Annotated in this window: 17 protein-coding genes; 14 read left to right on the top strand and 3 right to left on the bottom strand. The window is 31.8% G+C overall.

Annotation, left to right across the window (positions count from 1 at the left end):
* The first annotated feature begins 68 nt into the window (after positions 1–68).
* From ACNO7W_RS02030 to ACNO7W_RS02020, 3 genes are all read left to right on the top strand, one after another.
* On the top strand, positions 69–1,019 hold the full coding sequence (locus ACNO7W_RS02030) for a D-2-hydroxyacid dehydrogenase (RefSeq protein WP_417936809.1): 951 nt from the start codon (positions 69–71) through the stop codon (positions 1,017–1,019).
* Positions 1,020–1,222: 203 nt separating this feature from the next.
* Positions 1,223–1,657: a DUF6146 family protein gene (locus tag ACNO7W_RS02025; protein WP_417936808.1), complete on the top strand. Its 435-nt coding sequence runs from the start codon at positions 1,223–1,225 to the stop codon at positions 1,655–1,657.
* 32 nt (positions 1,658–1,689) lie between these two features.
* Positions 1,690–1,992, top strand: a complete 303-nt coding sequence (locus ACNO7W_RS02020) for a DUF6787 family protein (protein ID WP_417936807.1) — start codon at positions 1,690–1,692, stop codon at positions 1,990–1,992.
* A 196-nt stretch (positions 1,993–2,188) separates the two neighbouring features.
* Here ACNO7W_RS02020 and ACNO7W_RS02015 read toward each other — a convergent pair whose 3' ends face one another.
* Positions 2,189–2,488 carry a hypothetical protein gene (locus ACNO7W_RS02015; RefSeq protein WP_417936806.1) on the bottom strand — a complete coding sequence of 100 codons (300 nt, stop codon included), beginning with the start codon at positions 2,486–2,488 and terminating at the stop codon, positions 2,189–2,191.
* A gap of 46 nt (positions 2,489–2,534) precedes the next feature.
* Positions 2,535–3,083: a peptide-methionine (S)-S-oxide reductase MsrA gene (gene msrA, locus ACNO7W_RS02010; RefSeq protein ID WP_417936805.1), complete on the bottom strand. Its 549-nt coding sequence runs from the start codon at positions 3,081–3,083 to the stop codon at positions 2,535–2,537.
* A 220-nt stretch (positions 3,084–3,303) separates the two neighbouring features.
* Between msrA and ACNO7W_RS02005 the strand changes: the two genes are divergently transcribed.
* From ACNO7W_RS02005 to ACNO7W_RS01970, 8 genes are all read left to right on the top strand, one after another.
* Entirely contained in the window at positions 3,304–3,969 is a 666-nt protein-coding gene (locus tag ACNO7W_RS02005; protein ID WP_417936804.1) for an ABC transporter ATP-binding protein, read from the top strand.
* A gap of 410 nt (positions 3,970–4,379) precedes the next feature.
* Positions 4,380–5,144: a TIGR02757 family protein gene (locus ACNO7W_RS02000; RefSeq protein ID WP_417936803.1), complete on the top strand. Its 765-nt coding sequence runs from the start codon at positions 4,380–4,382 to the stop codon at positions 5,142–5,144.
* 449 nt (positions 5,145–5,593) lie between these two features.
* Complete coding sequence (locus ACNO7W_RS01995; protein WP_143386420.1) at positions 5,594–5,962, top strand: response regulator transcription factor; 369 nt, start codon at positions 5,594–5,596, stop codon at positions 5,960–5,962.
* A gap of 33 nt (positions 5,963–5,995) precedes the next feature.
* The gene (locus ACNO7W_RS01990; protein WP_417936802.1) at positions 5,996–7,072 is read left to right on the top strand and encodes a HEAT repeat domain-containing protein; all 1,077 of its coding nucleotides are present in this window, start codon (positions 5,996–5,998) and stop codon (positions 7,070–7,072) included.
* Between the two features lie 12 nt (positions 7,073–7,084).
* Positions 7,085–8,515 (top strand): glycosyltransferase family 2 protein, encoded by a 1,431-nt coding sequence (locus tag ACNO7W_RS01985; protein WP_417936801.1) that lies wholly within the window; start codon positions 7,085–7,087, stop codon positions 8,513–8,515.
* A 17-nt stretch (positions 8,516–8,532) separates the two neighbouring features.
* A complete protein-coding gene (locus tag ACNO7W_RS01980; protein ID WP_417936800.1) occupies positions 8,533–10,923 on the top strand; it encodes a sulfatase-like hydrolase/transferase in 2,391 nt (796 codons plus the stop codon).
* The gene (locus tag ACNO7W_RS01975; protein WP_417936799.1) at positions 10,920–12,188 is read left to right on the top strand and encodes a YaiO family outer membrane beta-barrel protein; all 1,269 of its coding nucleotides are present in this window, start codon (positions 10,920–10,922) and stop codon (positions 12,186–12,188) included. Before ACNO7W_RS01980 ends, ACNO7W_RS01975 begins: the two co-directional genes overlap by 4 nt.
* 77 nt (positions 12,189–12,265) lie before the next feature.
* Positions 12,266–13,618: a DEAD/DEAH box helicase gene (locus ACNO7W_RS01970; protein WP_417936798.1), complete on the top strand. Its 1,353-nt coding sequence runs from the start codon at positions 12,266–12,268 to the stop codon at positions 13,616–13,618.
* Between the two features lie 68 nt (positions 13,619–13,686).
* Here the strand turns inward: ACNO7W_RS01970 and ACNO7W_RS01965 are convergent, their stop codons facing one another.
* Positions 13,687–14,799: a lactonase family protein gene (locus tag ACNO7W_RS01965; RefSeq protein WP_417936797.1), complete on the bottom strand. Its 1,113-nt coding sequence runs from the start codon at positions 14,797–14,799 to the stop codon at positions 13,687–13,689.
* A 180-nt stretch (positions 14,800–14,979) separates the two neighbouring features.
* Here ACNO7W_RS01965 and ACNO7W_RS01960 point away from each other — a divergent pair, with 180 nt between their 5' ends.
* The 3 genes from ACNO7W_RS01960 to ACNO7W_RS01950 all read left to right on the top strand — a co-directional run bounded on the left by ACNO7W_RS01960 (position 14,980) and on the right by ACNO7W_RS01950 (position 18,618).
* Complete coding sequence (locus ACNO7W_RS01960) at positions 14,980–16,911, top strand: BatA domain-containing protein (protein WP_417936796.1); 1,932 nt, start codon at positions 14,980–14,982, stop codon at positions 16,909–16,911.
* A gap of 122 nt (positions 16,912–17,033) precedes the next feature.
* The gene (locus ACNO7W_RS01955; protein WP_417936795.1) at positions 17,034–18,287 is read left to right on the top strand and encodes a dihydroorotase; all 1,254 of its coding nucleotides are present in this window, start codon (positions 17,034–17,036) and stop codon (positions 18,285–18,287) included.
* A gap of 4 nt (positions 18,288–18,291) precedes the next feature.
* Complete coding sequence (locus tag ACNO7W_RS01950) at positions 18,292–18,618, top strand: hypothetical protein (RefSeq protein WP_144064707.1); 327 nt, start codon at positions 18,292–18,294, stop codon at positions 18,616–18,618.
* Positions 18,619–18,748: the final 130 nt, after the last annotated feature.

Below are 18,748 nucleotides of genomic sequence, written 5' to 3'. Positions count from 1 at the left end.
CTCCAGAAAAATAAAATAATAAATAATATGAGGATGAGATTGCTTCGTTCCTCGCAATGACATAAAAAATGAAAGTATTAGCCAATGATGGAATTTCTAAAAGTGGAATTCTAGCTTTAGAAAAAGGTGGATTTGAAGTTATAACTACAAAAGTAGCGCAAGAACAAGTAGCCAATTTTGTGAATGAAAACAATGTAAGCGTAGTATTAGTGCGTAGTGCGACTAAAGTACGTAAGGATATTATTGACGCTTGCCCAGGATTAAAAATTATTGGTCGTGGCGGTGTAGGAATGGATAATATTGATGTAGATTATGCCAAAAGCAAAGGGATTCACGTAATAAACACTCCTGCTTCTTCATCAGAATCAGTGGCAGAATTGGTTTTCGCTCATTTATTTTCCGGTGTTCGTTTTTTACATGATTCTAATAGAAATATGCCTCTTGAAGGAGATACAAACTTTGAAGGTTTGAAAAAAGCATATGCAAATGGAATCGAATTAAGAGGAAAAACGCTTGGAGTAGTAGGAATTGGACGTATTGGTCAAGCTACTGCTAAAATGGCATTAGGTTTAGGCATGAAAGTAATTGCTGCAGATATGTTTATCCCACAAGTTGACGTTAAAGTGGAGTTTTTTGACGGTCAATCGATCACAACAACTATCGTTTCTCAATCACTTGAATCTTTATTCAAAGAAGCTGATTTCATTACATTACACGTTCCTGCTCAAGATGGTTACATCATTGGAGAGAAAGAATTGGCTATTATGAAAGATGGCGTAGGTATTGTAAACTGTGCTCGTGGTGGTGTTATTGATGAAGTTGCATTAGTAAAAGCATTGGACAGCGGAAAAGTATTGTTCGCCGGATTGGATGTTTTTGAAAACGAACCAACTCCTGAAATGACTATTTTGATGAACCATAAAATATCAATGACTCCTCATATTGGAGCCGCTACAGCTGAGGCGCAAGATAGAATTGGTACTGAATTAGCACAACAAATTATTGGTTTATTAGGCTAGTATTTTTGCATTAAATAGTGAAAAGGGATTTATTAACATTGTTTAATGAATCCCTTTTTTTATTCCGTTTCGTTTTTAATCTAAATCATATTCCATTTACAAACAGCCTATTCCTTATTAGAACTCATTGAAAATTAATTTTTTAGAACAAATATCATAAATAAATTTTTATTTTTTGTAACTTTATAATTCATTTTTTAATCATGAAAAATAGTTTTTACATATTACTCTTAATTATTTGTTTTATTATTGGTTGTACTACTTCTAAACCTATAATCTCAGGTAAAGACGAATCAACTATTACTCAAAACGACACTGTCAGAATTGCCAATGATGAGCTTAAATATGAAGTCATAATAATCGACCCAGGCTTTAGTACTTGGCTTCATTCAAGAGCTTTTCCTAGGGGATACCATTCTCAGTCCTATTTGGAAAACAAAAATCAATTTTACGTTAGTGAATGGAACAGTCGTGTTTTACAGCCTCAAAGGTATAATCCCAATCTTTATGAAATGACCATTAATTATGATCCTAACATTGACTATGGCTATGAAGTAAATTATTTAATTTACAATTACATGATTTATTTTCAAAACACCTACAAACAAAAACTATTTGGCCATGTTCCCATAAGATAATGTTACTATATTTGTAATCATTATAAATAAAAATGAAAAATTTAAAACAACGTTGGGTAATTGAAACCAATTTACAACTCACAATTATATTTATTGTTTTTGCAATTACAGGTTCGGCTTCGGCTTGGTTATCAAAACCTTTTTGTTTTTGGTTGGGAATTACAAAATCAGATTTAGGCTATTGGTTCACTCCTGTCCGATTATTATTGATTTTCCCATTATACCAAGTACTTTTAGTCTTAATAGGATTTATTTTCGGACAATTTAAATTCTTTTGGGCATTCGAAAAGAAGATGCTAAAACGAATGGGATTAGGATTTCTTTTTAAAGAATAAAAAAACGCCTCAATTATAAGCTTCCGTCTGGACACAAATATTCAGATGAAATTTTAGCCACGAATTTCACTAATTTACTCTAATTAATTCGTAAAAATTAGTGAAATTAGTGGCTATCTTTTTTATAATATCATAAAATCTCTGTAAATATTTTTAATCTGTGTCCTATTTTAAACTTGTGTCCAGACGGTAGCAATTATGAGTCGTTTTTGTTTTTTATCCAATAATTATAAATCCATGTCAATGTAAATGTGGGAATAACATCTGAAAATGGTAAGATTTCTTCCAGAAAAGTAAATACTCCTCCTACCCTCCCTACAGTTCCTTTATACATTGTTGTCATTAAATAACCTGCAATTGGCGCCCAGACAACATCCGAAAATTCTCCGACGAATGGGACCGTAAACGATAACATTCCTATCGCATCAAACAATATACCCCGAAAAAGATTTCTGTTTTTAGTATCTGTTTTGCCAACTTGCACTTTTTCTATCATTATTTTTAGAATTGTTTTTTACAAAAACATACAAATCTAATGCCAATTAATTTTTAAGCTTGTCTTTATAAACTTTTCTCAATTTTTCGACTTTTGGCGTAATTACATAACTGCAATATCCCTGTAATTTGTTTTGATTGTAATAATTTTGGTGGTAATCTTCGGCTTCATAAAATATAGAAGCGGGTGAAATTTTGGTAACGATTGGTTTACCAAACGTATTTTCTCTCGTCATCAAATCAATATACGCTTCGGCTAAATCTTTCTGATTTTCATTATTGTAAAATATTTCGCTTCGGTATTGTGTCCCAATATCATTCCCTTGACGGTTTAAAGTAGTAGGATCATGCGTTGCAAAAAATATTTCCAGCAGTTCTCCATAACTTATTTCACTGGGATCAAAAGTAATTTGTATGGCTTCTGCATGACCCGTATCTCCATTACAAATGTCCTTATATGTTGGATTAATTGTCTCTCCACCTATATATCCCGAAACCACGCGTTGCACTCCTTTTAATTCTAAAAAAACTGCTTCGGTACACCAAAAACAACCTCCGGCGAACGTGGCAACTTCCATTCCTTCTTGTATTTCCATATTTATAGTTCTTTAATTTGTGACAAAACAACTCTTTCTACTCTTGAATAACATGAAAAGATACTATTCTCATGAATAAAAAACTAAAATCAAATTTAATCTATTAAATGGAAGCGATTATTCCATATTAACTAAAGTTTATAATTTGTGAAGGTAAAATATATTGTGAACCAATTAATAATCATTAAAATCTTTGTTTCTTTGTGAAAATAGTTTCAAAATGATACACGCCAAAAATCTACATAAATATTACGACCAACTACATGTACTAAAAGGAGTTGATTTACATATTCAAAAAGGGGAAATTGTCTCTATCGTTGGAGCTTCGGGAGCCGGAAAAACAACGCTTTTGCAAATCCTTGGAACTTTAGACAAACCTACAGTCGAAAACGAAATTGAATTGCGTATCAATAATGAAGATATTCTGACCATGAATGATAAAACCTTGTCTAAATTCAGAAACTTGAATTTAGGTTTTATATTTCAATTTCATCAATTATTACCTGAATTCACGGCGTTGGAAAATGTTTGCATTCCCGCTTTCATTGCCAATAAATCTAAAGTGAAAACAGAAATAGAAGCCGAAAAACTCTTGACCTATCTTGGTCTTTCCCATCGTTTGAACCACAAACCCAATGAACTTTCCGGCGGGGAACAGCAACGTGTGGCTGTGGCAAGAGCTTTAATCAACAAACCCGCAATCATTTTTGCCGATGAGCCTTCGGGAAATCTTGATACTGCATCTGCTGAAAACCTGCACCAATTATTTTTTAAATTGCGTGATGAATTGGGACAAACTTTCGTGATTGTAACCCACAATGAAGAACTAGCAAATATGGCCGATAGAAAATTAGTGATGATTGATGGACAAATTAGTGGTCAGTAATCAGTGTTCAGTTTGCAGTAATTTAGTGGTCAAAAAAGTAGAACGATAATATTTCTTAGACCCCTTATGATACTATTTTTTTGTTAATTAATTATCTTGTCTGGGATATAAATAATCAAACAAAAAATACTTCAAGTGCTCTTGGAGGAGGTATTTACATCCTTTGTTATTTTGCTTTATCAATAATTACAATGATAATAATTGCTTATTTAACCAACTTTAAAAATTTCAAAAAAATTGATTATTTTTTATTCGTTTTATGTAGTCCTATAAGTTCAATAATTACTATTTTACTATCAAAAATAATATAAATAGGCTGATTAAACAGCTGTGAGAGTTTGTTGCTCAGTATTAAGATAAAAACAAAATCCGCACAAATCTGCTCAATCCGCGTCATCCGTGTCCCAATTATGAATTTCTCCGAACTCAAATCCTTCCTCGATGAAAAAGTTATACAATATAACACACTTGACTTCATAGAAAGTGATCCTGTCCAAATTCCACATTTGTTTTCACAAAAGGAGGATATTGAAATTGCCGGTTTCCTAAGTGCTACAATTGCTTGGGGAAATCGCAAAATGATTATCAAAAACTCTCATAAAGTGATGGGTTTGATGGGAAATGCTCCTTATGATTTTGTTATGTCGCATTCCGAAAATGATTTGGAACGATTAGAATCATTTGTTCATCGAACTTTTAATGGACAGGATTTTGCGAGTTTTATAAGAAGCTTAAAAAACATCTATCAAAACCATAGCGGTTTAGAAAATGTTTTCAGCAAACATCAAGAATTGGAATCGATGCAAAAAAGCATCCACGAATTCAAAAAGACATTCTTCGAAATTCCACATCAGTATAGAACCCAAAAACACATTTCGGATCCTTTGAATAATTCGGCAGCGAAACGAATCAACATGTTTTTACGATGGATGGTGCGCCAAGACAATAAAGGTGTCGATTTAGGAATCTGGAAAAGTATTTCCCCTGCTTCTTTATCCTGTCCTTTGGATGTGCATTCCGGTAATGTAGCACGGAAATTAGGATTACTTACAAGAAAACAAAACGATGGAAAAGCATTAGCTGAATTAGATATAAAACTTCGTGAATTTGATGCAAATGATCCAGTAAAATATGACTTCGCATTATTTGGATTGGGCGTTTTCGAAGGATTTTAATTTTTACTCCAAAGTTTACCTAATCAAAAATCGATTATCCCCTTTTTTTAGAAACAATAAAGAAATTGATTGAAACAATATTTTAATTTTTATAATAAATCCATTTTATATAATTAAGGTATATAGAGCAATTTTTTTTAACATATTATAATAATACTTATCTTACTTTTAATTGTTTTTATGTATTTTATCTGTTTTTTTTGCACTTTGTCGAGTATTTTAAAAAAAAATTGCATTACATTTGGTTAATAAAATTACTAATAAATTAGAGTTAAAAAAACACAAAATTTAGAATTAAAAAGGGTAACAACCAGATAAAAAATTCAAATTTTAAATAAGTCGAATCTAATTTAGAAGAAAGTAAAAAATGGAAATCATTGAAGCTATTAACAAATGATTTTATGCTATTTTAAATCTGAATTATTAACCTAATTCAAACCAATAAACAAATGAATAACACTAAAAAAATTGTTCTGGCCGAAGATAATTCAGTCCTCTCATTGCTACTGAAATTTAGATTAGAAAAAGAAGGATATAAACTTCTTATAGCTGTAGACGGAAAGCAAGCAATCGAATTAATAGAAGAGCACAATCCGGAATTAATTTTAACCGATATCATGATGCCTTTTGTCAGCGGATTAGAAGTAATCAGTCATGTAAGAAACAAATTGAATACACAAACTCCAATTGTCGTTTTTTCGTCAGCAGGACAGGAAGAAATCGTACTTAAAGCATTTGACTTGGGAGCTACTGATTTTATGAGTAAGCCTTTTAGTCCACATGAATTAGTAATCAGGGTAAAACGATTGCTGATTTAATATTTCGAACGAATAACTTAAAGTATATTAGTTATGAACGGGAACCTTTACCTTTTAGAATCTTTAAAACACTCTTCACCAATAATCCAATTGGCATGGGGCTTAAGCAGTATTTTTTTCATAATTATTCTAATGCTGATAATGTATCTGAAATATTTAAGAAATCATTTAAGGGAGAATGAAAAGATTAAGGCTAAATATCAAGAGGATTATGAATCTTATCTTGTAACCTATTTGTATTCCGGAAATGAAGATGATACCTTTAGTTCAGAACAACAATTAATTATCAATGAATTAAAAAAATGCGTAGCTGATCCTTTTAAAAGAAAAATTATTATTTCAACATTATTAAAATTAAGAAATGAGATATCTGGTGAAATAGCTGAATCTATAGACAAACTCTTTATTAAATTGGGGCTTTTACGTTACTCCTTAGCCAAACTGAGAAATGAAAAATGGGATATTATCGCTATCGGAATTAGAGAACTTACACAATTTAAAATAAAGGGAGTTCATAAAATAATAATGAATAACATCAACCATCCGAAGAGAGAAGTTCGTAAAGAAATGCAATTATACCTGGTCCATTTATATGCTTTCAAGGGACTTGATTTTTTGAATGTTTTAGAAACCTCCTTATCTGAGTGGGATCAGATTCAATTGTTGGAAGTCCTTCAGCTTAACAATGACACAGAAATTGCAGACATCAGACCATGGTTGAAATCTTCAAATGATTCTGTAGTCATTTTTACTTTAAAACTTGCTAAAGTTTACAATCAATTTGAAGCAAAAGAAGAGCTTATTGAACTGTTAAATCATAAGAGTGAAGACGTAAGGGTTAATGTAATTTCTGCATTAAGCCATTTGAATATCGTTGAAGCCAAAAACATTTTGAAAAATAATTTTAATGAACGTAGTCATGAAGAACAAATCGCTTTTCTAAAAATGATGGAAAATGTGTATGAGAATAGTGATAAACCTTTTTTACTGGAACATATACATCACAAAAATTTTGAAATTAAGTTATTAGTAATGGGGATCTTGAAGAATATTAATTTTGAAGAATATGCTTTATACGAGGACGAATTAAAAAAAATGTTAACAGCCTAAAACCAATTGACTATGAATACAAGTACTTTACAAATTATAATGTCAATCGTTCATTATTTCTTTTTTATTTTTTCTGCAGCTGCAATTGCATCTTATATCATATTAGCAGTAATTTCAGCTATCGAAACAATTGAATACGTAAAGAAAAATAGCTTTATTAATTACAAGGAAATATTATCTTCGACTTTCTCCCCTTCAATTTCAATTATAGCGCCTGCCTACAATGAAAGTTTAAACATTGTCGAAAACGTACGTTCCTTATTATCGAGTCATTATGTAAATTATGATGTTATCATTGTAAATGATGGAAGTAAAGATGATAGTTTAGACAAACTTATTGAAGCCTACGACCTAATTCAAATAAGCCATCATATCAATGAACAGATTAAAACAAAACCACTAAGAAAAGGCATTTATAAATCTACAAATCCTGCATTTGATAAATTAACTGTAATTGACAAAGAAAACGGAGGAAAAGCTGATGCTTTAAATATGGGATTGAATATAAGTAAAAACAAATATGTTGCTTGTATAGATGTGGATTGTTTGTTATTGGAAGATGCACTTCAAAAAATGATTAAACCATTTCTGGAAACAACCGATGCCAAAGTAATTGCAGCTGGTGGAGTAATAAGAATCGCCAATTCATGCATTGTTAAGGACGGTAAATTACTCGATATAAACTTTCCTAAAACATGGCTGGAACAAGGTCAAATTTTAGAATATTTGAGAGCCTTTTTATTAGGAAGAATGGCATGGAGCAGACTAAACGGTTTGTTAGTGATTTCAGGTGCGTTTGGTTTATTTGATAAAAAAATAGCCATTAAAGTGGGCGGTTACGATACAAATACCGTAGGGGAAGATATGGAAATTATTGTGCGGATGAGAAGATATATGGAAGATGAGAAACAAAAATATAAAGTAGCTTATATTCCTGACCCACTATGCTGGACAGAAGCTCCAGACAATTATAAAACATTTATTTCCCAAAGAAACAGATGGACTCGTGGAACTATCGAAACACTTAAAAAACACCGCAAAATAGGGTTTAATCCAAAATATAAATCCTTGGGACTTCTCAGCTATCCGTATTGGTTCTTTTTCGAAAGAATGGCTCCAGTTATAGAAGTTGCCGGTATAATTTATTTTGGAATTCTTACAGTTCTTAATGAAGTAAGATGGGATTATACATTTGCATTTGTTATTTTAGCCTATTTATTTTCGGTTCTATTTTCTATAGTTGCAATTGTTTCAGAGGAACTTACTTATCATCAATATAAAAAGAAGTCTATAGGCTTTAAATTAATAATGATAGCTTTCCTAGAACCTTTTGTTAATCATCCATATATCCTATATTCAGCCATTAAAGGAAATATAGACTACTATTTTTACAAAAAAATAGAATGGGGAGATATGACACGAAAAGGAATGACCAAAGCCTAATACTATAAAACATCCAAATGAAAGAAAAATTCTCTTACTATAACAGTTTAGAATATATTTATGCTACCATTTCATTGATAATTATTTTTTGTCTATTAAGCTTAATCGAATTATTCAAAAATTTTGATATACAGTTATTTACCTATAAATTATTAAATGATTTTTTTACGGGATTACTAATCGGATTATTGTTTTTTCCGCTGTATTTATTATTAAAATACATTAAAAATCCTTTAGGAATAATTGTTATTAAAGTACTATTCTCAATTATCGCAATCATCCAACTTGCATTGATAGGATACAGCCTTACCACTCATATCAATCTTGGAGCAGATCTTTTAGGTTATTCTTTGAGTGACATGTACACGACTGTAACTGCATCTTTATCGATATCGTTTTTGATGTTTTTACCGTTTATAGTACTACCAATTGTTTATCTGGGATTGATTTGGCTATTCAATTCATTTGGACATAAAATCAATACCAAAATTTTACTTTTAATCGTATTCCTTTTTGGGAGTTTAACTTTTTTAATTGCCAATACAAACAAAACTGCTTCTCAAAACAAATTAAATTTCTTGTTGAGTGACATTATAAGAGCTGAAAATGATAAAGCCATGGCTTCTGAAGGTAACCTCACTTTTAAGAAAGAATTTCCTCTGGAAAAAACATCTGAAAACACGAAAGATGTATTGGCTCCATTTTTCAATATTCAAAAAGAAAAACCAAATGTCGTTTTTATTATTATGGAAGGACTTGGAAGCGATTTTACCGATGTCGGTGAATACAAAGGGTTTACTCCTTACCTGGACTCATTGGCTACAAAATCGCTTTATTGGGAAAATTTCGTGAGTAATGCCGGACGAACATTTGGTGCACTACCTTCTTTAATGGGTTCGTTGCCGTTTGGAGAAAATGGATTTATGGAATTGAATCCACTTCCTAAACACAATTCACTAATCAGCATTCTAAAATCAAACGGTTATTCGACCAGTTATTATTGTGGCGATAAATCTACTTTTGACAAAAAAAGTAATTTCTTAGAATACAATGGTATCAATAAAATCATTGACATCGATAAATTTGGTCCTGGTTATGTTAAAACAAAGGAGAATTCTGGTGGTTTTACCTGGGGTTATCCTGATGCTGAAATATATCGAAAAACATTATCTGAGTTGAAAAATAAAAAAGAACCTCGATTGGATATCATAATGACACTTACCAATCATGAACCATTTGATTTCCCTTCTAAAAAAGTGTACTTAGAAAAAGTAGACCGTATTTTAAAAACCAAATCGCATTTTGAAAAAAATAAGACAAGTGAATACAAAGGCATATTTGCCTGTCTCCTTTATACTGATAATTCTATCCAAAATTTCATGGAAGCCTATTCTAAAAGACCTGATTATGCAAATACCATTTTTATAATTACCGGAGATCACAGATTAATTCCGATCCCTCAAAAAGACAATTTATCCCGTTTTCATGTTCCTCTTTACATTTATAGTCCTATGTTGAAGAAAACGGCAAAATTCAAATCTATTTCTTCACATACTGATGTAACACCAAGTTTAGTTTCTTTTTTAATGAATAATTACAAATTTAACAAATTAGAAAAAACTACCTGGCTAGGACAAGGTTTGGATACTGTTAGACAATTTAGAAATATTCACAGCATCCCATTAATGAGAAATAAAGGCAGCATTAATGATTATATTTATAAAGACTATTTTTATTCAGATGGAAGCCTATTTAAAATTGATGAAAATTTCAATATTAGTGAGACAAACAACGATATGGAGGAAGCCATAAGCGGTTCTTTTAATGATTTCAAAAAATTAAATGCTTATTTAACCACAAAGAATAAGATTACCAATGTTGCCCATAGCCATAAAAAACCTACTTATGAATTTACCCCTAAGCAACTTTCATTAATCAAAAAAATAACAAAAGGGTTGAGTCTTGATCAGCTTTTCTTTCTAGCCAGAGATTTAGCGTTCAAAAAAGAACGCGAAAAATCAAGGTTATTATGCAATTATATATTGAACGAAGTACCTAATGATGGAGACGTAAGAACTTTAAAAGGCAGAATATTAGCCTGGGATGGCGATTATAAAAATGCTGAAGTAGAATTACTGGAAGTCATAAATAGAACACCATTCTATAGTGATGCATATCTAGCAATAATAGATGTCTATTGGTGGTCAGGCCAGAATAAAAAAGCAGTTTCGATTGGCAAAAAAGGACTAGGAAATCAAATAAATGATGCTAAATTGGGCTACAAATTGGCACAAGCCTACGAAAGGATGAAAAATAAAAATCAGGCAAATAAAACTATTGACAGCCTTTTAAAAATACATCCTGAGAATAACAATTACTTAACTTTTAAAAAATCCTTAAAAAAATGATTTCAAAAATAGTCATAAAACTTATTTATATTGGGACATTTTTAGGTGCCTTACAAATGTCAGGTCAAGAGAAGAAATACAATGGAGATCCAGATGCTTCCTTTGAGATCGCTCGTAATTTAGCTTTTAATAAACAACGTAAACAAGCGCAGGACACTTTGCTTTCTATCCTAACTAAATATCCTGATTACCATGAAATCCGTTCTTTTTTGGCAACAACCTATTCTTGGGATGGAGAATATAAAAAAGCACGAAAAGAGTTTACTCATGTTTTAGAAAGAGACACTAAAAACAAGAGCACTTGGATAGCAGCAATTAAAAATGAGTCGTGGGCAAATATGCCATTTGCAGCTTTAAAAATAACAAATGAAGCTTTGAAAAATTTTCCTGATGATGCTGAAATATTGTATTTAAAAGCAAGTGCGCAAGAAAGCACAAACAATCCAATAGAAGCATTAAATACAGTTCAATTTATATTGGATAAAAATCCAGAAGACCAAAAAGCCAAAGATTATAAAGTAAGTTTAAATAAAATACTTAACCAAAATTCTATTGGAATTAATTCAACTGTTGATTTGTATTCGGACGTATTTGATCCAATGCAATATCATACTTTTAAATATGGCCGACAAACAAAATATGGAAGCATAATAGGAAAAGTAAATTTCAATAGAAGATTCAAGGAAAATGGGACACAATATGAAGTCGATTTATACCCAAAAATTTCAAAAGGGCTCTACGCCTATGTTAATATAGGTTTGTCAAATTCTTTTCTATTTCCAGATGTTAGATTTGGCACAGAACTGTACAAATCTTTACCGAAAAGTTTAGAAGTTTCCTTAGGATTCCGAACTTTAAAATATAGTACCACCACCACTACTATATATACTGGATCTGTAGGTTGGTATTATGGAAATAGCTATTGGTCATTTCGTCCTTATATAACACCTGGTGGTGCTGGAACCAGTAGCTCTGGAACCATTGCATACCGTAAATACCGCAGTGACGCAGACAATTATTTAGGTCTCTCTTTAGGAATTGGGTTTTCACCAGAAACAAATCAGTTTAATTTTAATGGAAATGAAGCCTCAATCATAAATTTAAAATCACAAAAAATTAATTTAGGATATTATTTTTCTTCGTCAAATAAACAAAATGCTTGGGGAACTCAATTTGCAGTTACTCATCAAGAAATAATATTTGACCCGGGTAAATACTTTTGGATCTATTCACTTAATTTATCTTGGGAATTAAGATTCAAATAAAAAGGTAGAGTATTGAAGTTTAGATCAAATCTTAACATTACTTTCAAAAAGACTATCTTTGCACAAAATTTAAGCAAATGAGTACTTTCGAACAATTCAATCTCCCTAAATCTGTACAAAAAGCAATAGACGATTTAGGATTTACCACGCCTACTCCTATTCAGGAAAAAACTTTTTCTGTAATAATGTCAGGAAGAGATATGATGGGAATTGCACAAACCGGTACTGGTAAAACATTTGCATACCTATTGCCTTTATTAAAATTATATAAATTTACCCCGGGACACACCCCTAAAATAGTGATTCTGGTTCCTACGCGTGAGCTTGTGGTGCAAGTAGTGGAAGAAGTGGAAAAATTGACAAAATACATGTCAGTCAGAACTATTGGAATTTTTGGCGGCGTAAATATCAATACCCAAAAGACAGCGGTTTATCAAGGCTGTGATATCCTCGTGGGTACACCAGGACGAACAATGGATTTGACTTTGGACAATGTAATTCGTTTCGAAGAAATGCAAAAACTTGTTATCGATGAGTTTGATGAAATGCTTAATTTAGGTTTCAGAACGCAATTGACAGCACTTTTAGCAATGATGCCTAAAAAACGTCAGAACATACTTTTTTCGGCAACTATGACCGATGACGTAGATGCTATTTTGAATGACTATTTTGATTACCCAGAAGAAGTTACACTTTCAGCATCAGGAACACCATTGGAAAACATCAAACAAATTACCTATAAAGTTCCCAATTTTAACACCAAAATAAACCTTCTAAAACACTTATTGCACAACAACGAAGACATGAGCCGTGTTCTGGTTTTTGTCAATAACAAGAAGATTTCAGATATGGTTCACGAACGTATAGAAGAAGATTTTGAAGGTCAGTTTGGAGTGATTCACTCTAATAAATCACAAAATTATCGTTTAAGTACGATGGCTTCATTCCAAGAAGGAAATTTACGTGGTTTGATCACCACAGATATTATGGCAAGAGGTTTGGATATTTCAAATATCACCCACGTTGTCAACTTTGAAATGCCTGAAATGCCCGAATTGTATATGCATAGAATTGGTAGAACCGGTCGTGCCGATGCAACAGGAACCGCAATAAGTCTTATTGCGCCTCGTGAAGAAGAATCTAAAGTGGAAGTGGAAGTGTTGATGAATATGGAATTAGAAATTGAGCCTTTCCCAGAAACAGTTGAAGTTTCATCGAAATTAATCGAACCTGAAAAAGAGAGACAACCGATCAAGTTTATGATGAAAAAACAAAAACTTGAAGGTGATGGCGCTTTTCAGGAAAAAAGTAAAAAGAATAAAAAAGTCAATTTGGGGGGGCCTGGTGTAACCAAGAAAAAAACACATGGCTCGGTGAATAGAAATATGCTAAAAACCAGAGACAAAAAGAGAAAAGACAAGAATAAATAATAGTAAAAAAAGGCTAAAATGACAATCGTTTTTAGCCTTTTTTATTTTTCAATGCTATGAATTTTAATTTAATTCTTTGTAAAAACTAAACAAACCGGAGAACATAAAGCGATTCTTTTTCCTGTATCCGTTAGCGCTCCCGTGGTTACATTTCTTTTAAAAATGACCACATCATTCGTATATTGATGCGCTACCAAAAGAAATTTCCCAGTGGGATCTATCGCAAAATTTCTAGGCCCTTTTCCCAAAGTACTCATTTGTCCTTTTGATAGTAATTTTCCGTTTTTTAGAATTTTAAAGATCGAAATAGTATTCGCTTCACCCCTATTTGTAGCATATAAAAATTTTCCGTCAGGCGAAATGTGAATATCTGCAGAACTGAAAGTTCCTTTGAAATCTTTTGCTAAAATGGTGGTTTCGTCTATTTTTTTTAATATTCCGTTTGAATAACTAAAAACCGTTAATGCTCCATCTAATTCTTGCAATAAATAAACAAATTTTCCGTCATTACTAAACGTTAAATGTCTTGGCCCACTTCCTGATTTTACTGAAACGCTATCTTTAATTTTCAAAATTTCAGTCGCGGCATTCGGATTGTATTGATACGAATACACTTTATCATTCCCTAAATCATTAGACAAAATAAACTTTTTATCAGGAGAAAAATAAACCATGTGTACGTGAGGACTTTCCTGTCTTTGTGCATTAATTCCTTTTCCGTAGTGCTGTACTACTTGCTTAGCTTCAGCAATACTTCCATCGCTATTTTTACCAAAAACTGAAATATTCCCGCCAGAATAATTGGCTACAATTACATTTTTATCATCATTGATAATGTAACAAGGATCAGCTCCTTTGGAACTCTGTTTGTTGATTAAATTTAATTTTCCACTTGAAGGATTATAGTCAAAAGAACTTACCGTACTTTCGGCACCGTTCTCATTTACAGAATACACATAATTATTATTCTTTGAAACTGTCAAATAACTTGGATTTACAACATTTTCAGTAGCATTTTTAAGAGTGAAACCACCCGTATTGGAATCAAAATCATAAGTGTAAATTCCTTTACTCTCACAGCTGTTGGTGTAGGTTCCAATTAGCAAATTAAATTTATTTTTTTGTGCTTGCACGCTTGTAAAAATGAAAATTAAAAGAAGAACAACATATGAATTTTTCATGTTTTTAAATTTTATTGAAAAGCTAAAATACATAAATATTTTATAATCAATGCCAATTGTTTGTTCCTTTGAAAAATTATAGCAACTTCAAACAAAACTGTCAACTAATTTGTATTTTTGACTACTAAATTCAATGAACTCCATTGAAAATAAATCCAGTGAAGTAAACTTGAAATCAAAATGCATTTTAAACATCCCGAAATTTTATACTTTCTATTCGTATTGATTGTACCTATTTTGGTTCATTTATTTCAATTACGTCGTTTCAAAAAAGAACATTTCACTAACGTTCGTTTCTTAAAAGCACTTTCGATACAAACCAGAAAAAGCTCCAAAATTAAGAAATGGCTGCTTCTCACCTGTCGTTTATTATTACTCACTTGTATTATTCTAGCATTTGCGCAGCCTTTTTTCGATTCAAAAGACAGTAAAAATGCCACTAATGAATTGTATATAATCTTGGATAATTCCTTTAGTATGCAAGCCAAAGGCAAAAAAGGGGAATTGTTAAAACGAGCTATTCAGGAATTACTGGAAGAAACACCTGAAAATGTAAATTTTTCTTTGCTCAGCAATTCCGAAAATTATTGGAATACAGATATAAAGTCGGTTCGAAGTTCGTTACAAAACCTTAAATATAGTGCTAAGCCTTTTCAGTTGGATAATACAATGGCAAAAATAAAAGCGCATAAATCGGCTTTTAAAAAAGATATTGTTATCATTACGGATGCCGTAGGACTTGATGAAAAACAATTAAAAAACAGTGACGCAACTGACTCTCCCCAATTCATAATTCCGAAAGCAGAACAAAAAAACAACGTTTCCATCGACAGCGTTTTCATCAATAAAACACTCGATAATTTTTATGAAATAAGTGTCCAATTATCCGGTTATGGCGAAGATTTTAATCCAATTCCTATTTCTTTATATAATAACAATAAGCTTATTGCGAAGACGATAGTAGCTTTAGAACCAAAGAAAAAAAGCCTCAATTTTACGATTCCAAAACAAGTCTTTCATGGTTACGTATCCATTGTTGACAATGGCTTAAGTTATGACAACACTTTATATTTTAGCATTTCAAAAACGAAGAAAACGAATGTTATCAGCATTGGTGAACCAGAAAAAAGCAACTTTCTTTCCCGAATTTATACGAATGAAGAATTCAATTTCAATAATTACACTTTAGGTTCACTGGATTACAATAAATTGGAAGAGCAAAATGCGATTATTTTAAATGAATTGGATGAAATTCCACAAGCGCTCCAAACCACTTTAAAATCTTTTGTGGAAAAAGGAGGGAATTTAATTGTGATTCCTTCGGCAGTGGCTTCGGTTCCAAACATGAATTCATTTTTGATGAATTTTGGAAACCTAAAATTCAACGCTTTAGATAATAAAGAAAAACTGATTATTAAAATCAATTTTAATCATCCTATATTCAAAACTGTTTTCGAAAATAAAGTTACCAATTTTCAATATCCAAAAACAAAAAATTCGTTTGGTTTATCCAGCTCAAGTCCAGCCGCTCTATCCTATGAAGACCAAAGTATTTTCTTGACTTCATTAGCAAATTCGGTTGCTGCTGTTTATGTTTTCTCGGCACCAATTAACACGATAAATTCAAATTTCCAACAATCTCCATTGATTGTGCCTACTTTTTATAAAATGGCGATGAACAATCAAAACAATGGCATCAATGCTTTGATAATAGGAAATAATAATCCGCATTTAACAGACGCTTCTTTAAACAAAGACGACATTTTAACTGTTAAAGGTTCAGAGGAACAATTTATTCCTATCCAACAAATTCTGAATAATAAAGTGAAAATAATTTTCAATGATTATCCGGAACAAGCTGGAAATTACAGCATTTACAATAAAAAAGAGTGGTTAGAAAACATCAGTTTCAATTACAATAGAACCGAAAGTAATTTGGCTACAGCCAATGAAAACATTCTCTCTGACTATAAAACAACGGAATCCATAACATCATTTTTTGACACTTTACAAACTGACAGGACCGATAATCAAATTTGGAAATGGTTTGTTATCTTTGCACTGTTATTTCTAATATCAGAAATAGCAATTATAAGAAGATTCGTAAAATAAAGACGATGTTCAAATAATTAAACAATCATTATGAAATGAGCAAAACGAAAATTCGATACAACAACGATGACGGTTTATGCAAATTACATATGTCCATTTAGAAAACAATAAAAAAGCTACATATGAATATAATCATCAGAGAAGCAAAAATTATCGATTCGAAAAGTCCTTTTCATAACAAGACAGTAGATATTTTAATTGTTGATGGTTTTATAAAAAAAATAGGAAGATCTCTTCCTAATTTAGAAAAGGCAGACGAAGTTAAACTCGGTAATTTGCACGTATCGCAAGGCTGGTTTGACAGCAGCGTTTCGCTTGGTGAACCTGGTTTTGAAGATAGAGAAACGATATCAAACGGACTTGCTGTAGCTGCCAAAAGCGGTTTTACCGCAATAGCATTACAACCTAACTCCTTCCCTATTATTGACAATCAATCCCAAGTGAATTTTGTGGTAAACAAAGCGCATGGATTCGCCACACAACTTTTTCCTATAGGGGCGCTGACAAAACAAAGCGAAGGAAAAGACATGGCCGAATTGTATGATATGAAAAAAGCGGGTGCAATTGCTTTTGGAGATTACAATAAAAGTCTGGACAATGCCAATTTGCTAAAAATCGCCTTACAATACGTTCAGGATTTTGATGGATTGGTCATTGCATTTGCCCAAGACGAAAATATAAAAGGAAACGGAGCAGCTAATGAAGGTGTTATTTCTACGCGATTAGGCTTAAAAGGAATTCCAAATCTTGCCGAAGAATTACAAATCGCACGAAATTTATTTCTCTTAGAATACACCGGAGGAAAATTACACATTCCAACTCTTTCGACAAAAAAATCAGTTCAATTAATCAAAGAAGCGAAAGCCAATGGATTAAATGTTACTTGTAGTGTTGCCGTTCATCATTTGGTTTTAACCGATGAGAAACTGGAAGGATTCGATACCAGATATAAAGTTTCACCACCGCTCAGAACAGAAACGGATAGAAAAGCGTTGTTGAAAGGAATAAAAGACGGAACGATTGATATGATCACATCCGACCATAACCCAATTGACATTGAGCATAAAAAAATGGAGTTTGATACTGCAAAAAATGGAACAATCGGTTTAGAAAGTGCTTTTGGTGCTTTAATGACGGTATTACCATTAGAAACAGTGATAGAGAAATTGACAGCGGGAAAATCGACATTTGGTATTGATGTACAAACCATTAATGAAGGTTCAAAAGCTAATATTACCCTATTCAACCCGGAACCAAAAAGCATTTTTACAAAATCATCAATTCTATCGAAATCAAAAAACTCTGCTTTTCTGGGAACAGAAATTAAGGGTAAAGTTCACGGGATTTTGAATCAAGGAAAATTAATTCTAGTATAATAATATGAATAATAATATTGAAGAAGGAAAGACAGCCGCAATAACAAGCTATATTTTAGGAATTGGCGTATTTATAGCGATGTCCATGAATGCCGAAAATAAAAATGCGTTTGCTTCCTTTCACATTCGCCAAGGATTGGGACTCACTTTAACTTTTATATCCTTGGGACTAATTATCAGCAATTTTGACAGCTTAATGATTTCTGCCCCTATGTGGATTTTTGTATTTGTTTTATGGTCCTATGGTATTACCAGTGCTATAAAAGGCGAAACAAAACCGGTTCCTTTATTAGGAACTTATTTCCAAAAATGGCTTAAAAACATATCATAAAAAGTTCACTAAAAATTGTGAAAAAATAAAATATAATTTAAACCATATAAGAGATATAAGTCCATTAAAGTTTAGCTTCTATGAACTTATATCACTTATATGGTTAACAAAACTAACCTGTTTTTTTATT

This window comes from Flavobacterium sp. ZB4R12, from assembly GCF_048276375.1.
Lineage (GTDB): Bacteria > Bacteroidota > Bacteroidia > Flavobacteriales > Flavobacteriaceae > Flavobacterium > Flavobacterium gawalongense.
The sequence above is the reverse complement of the archived record's forward strand: the minus strand, read 5'-3'. Positions and strand labels throughout refer to the sequence as shown.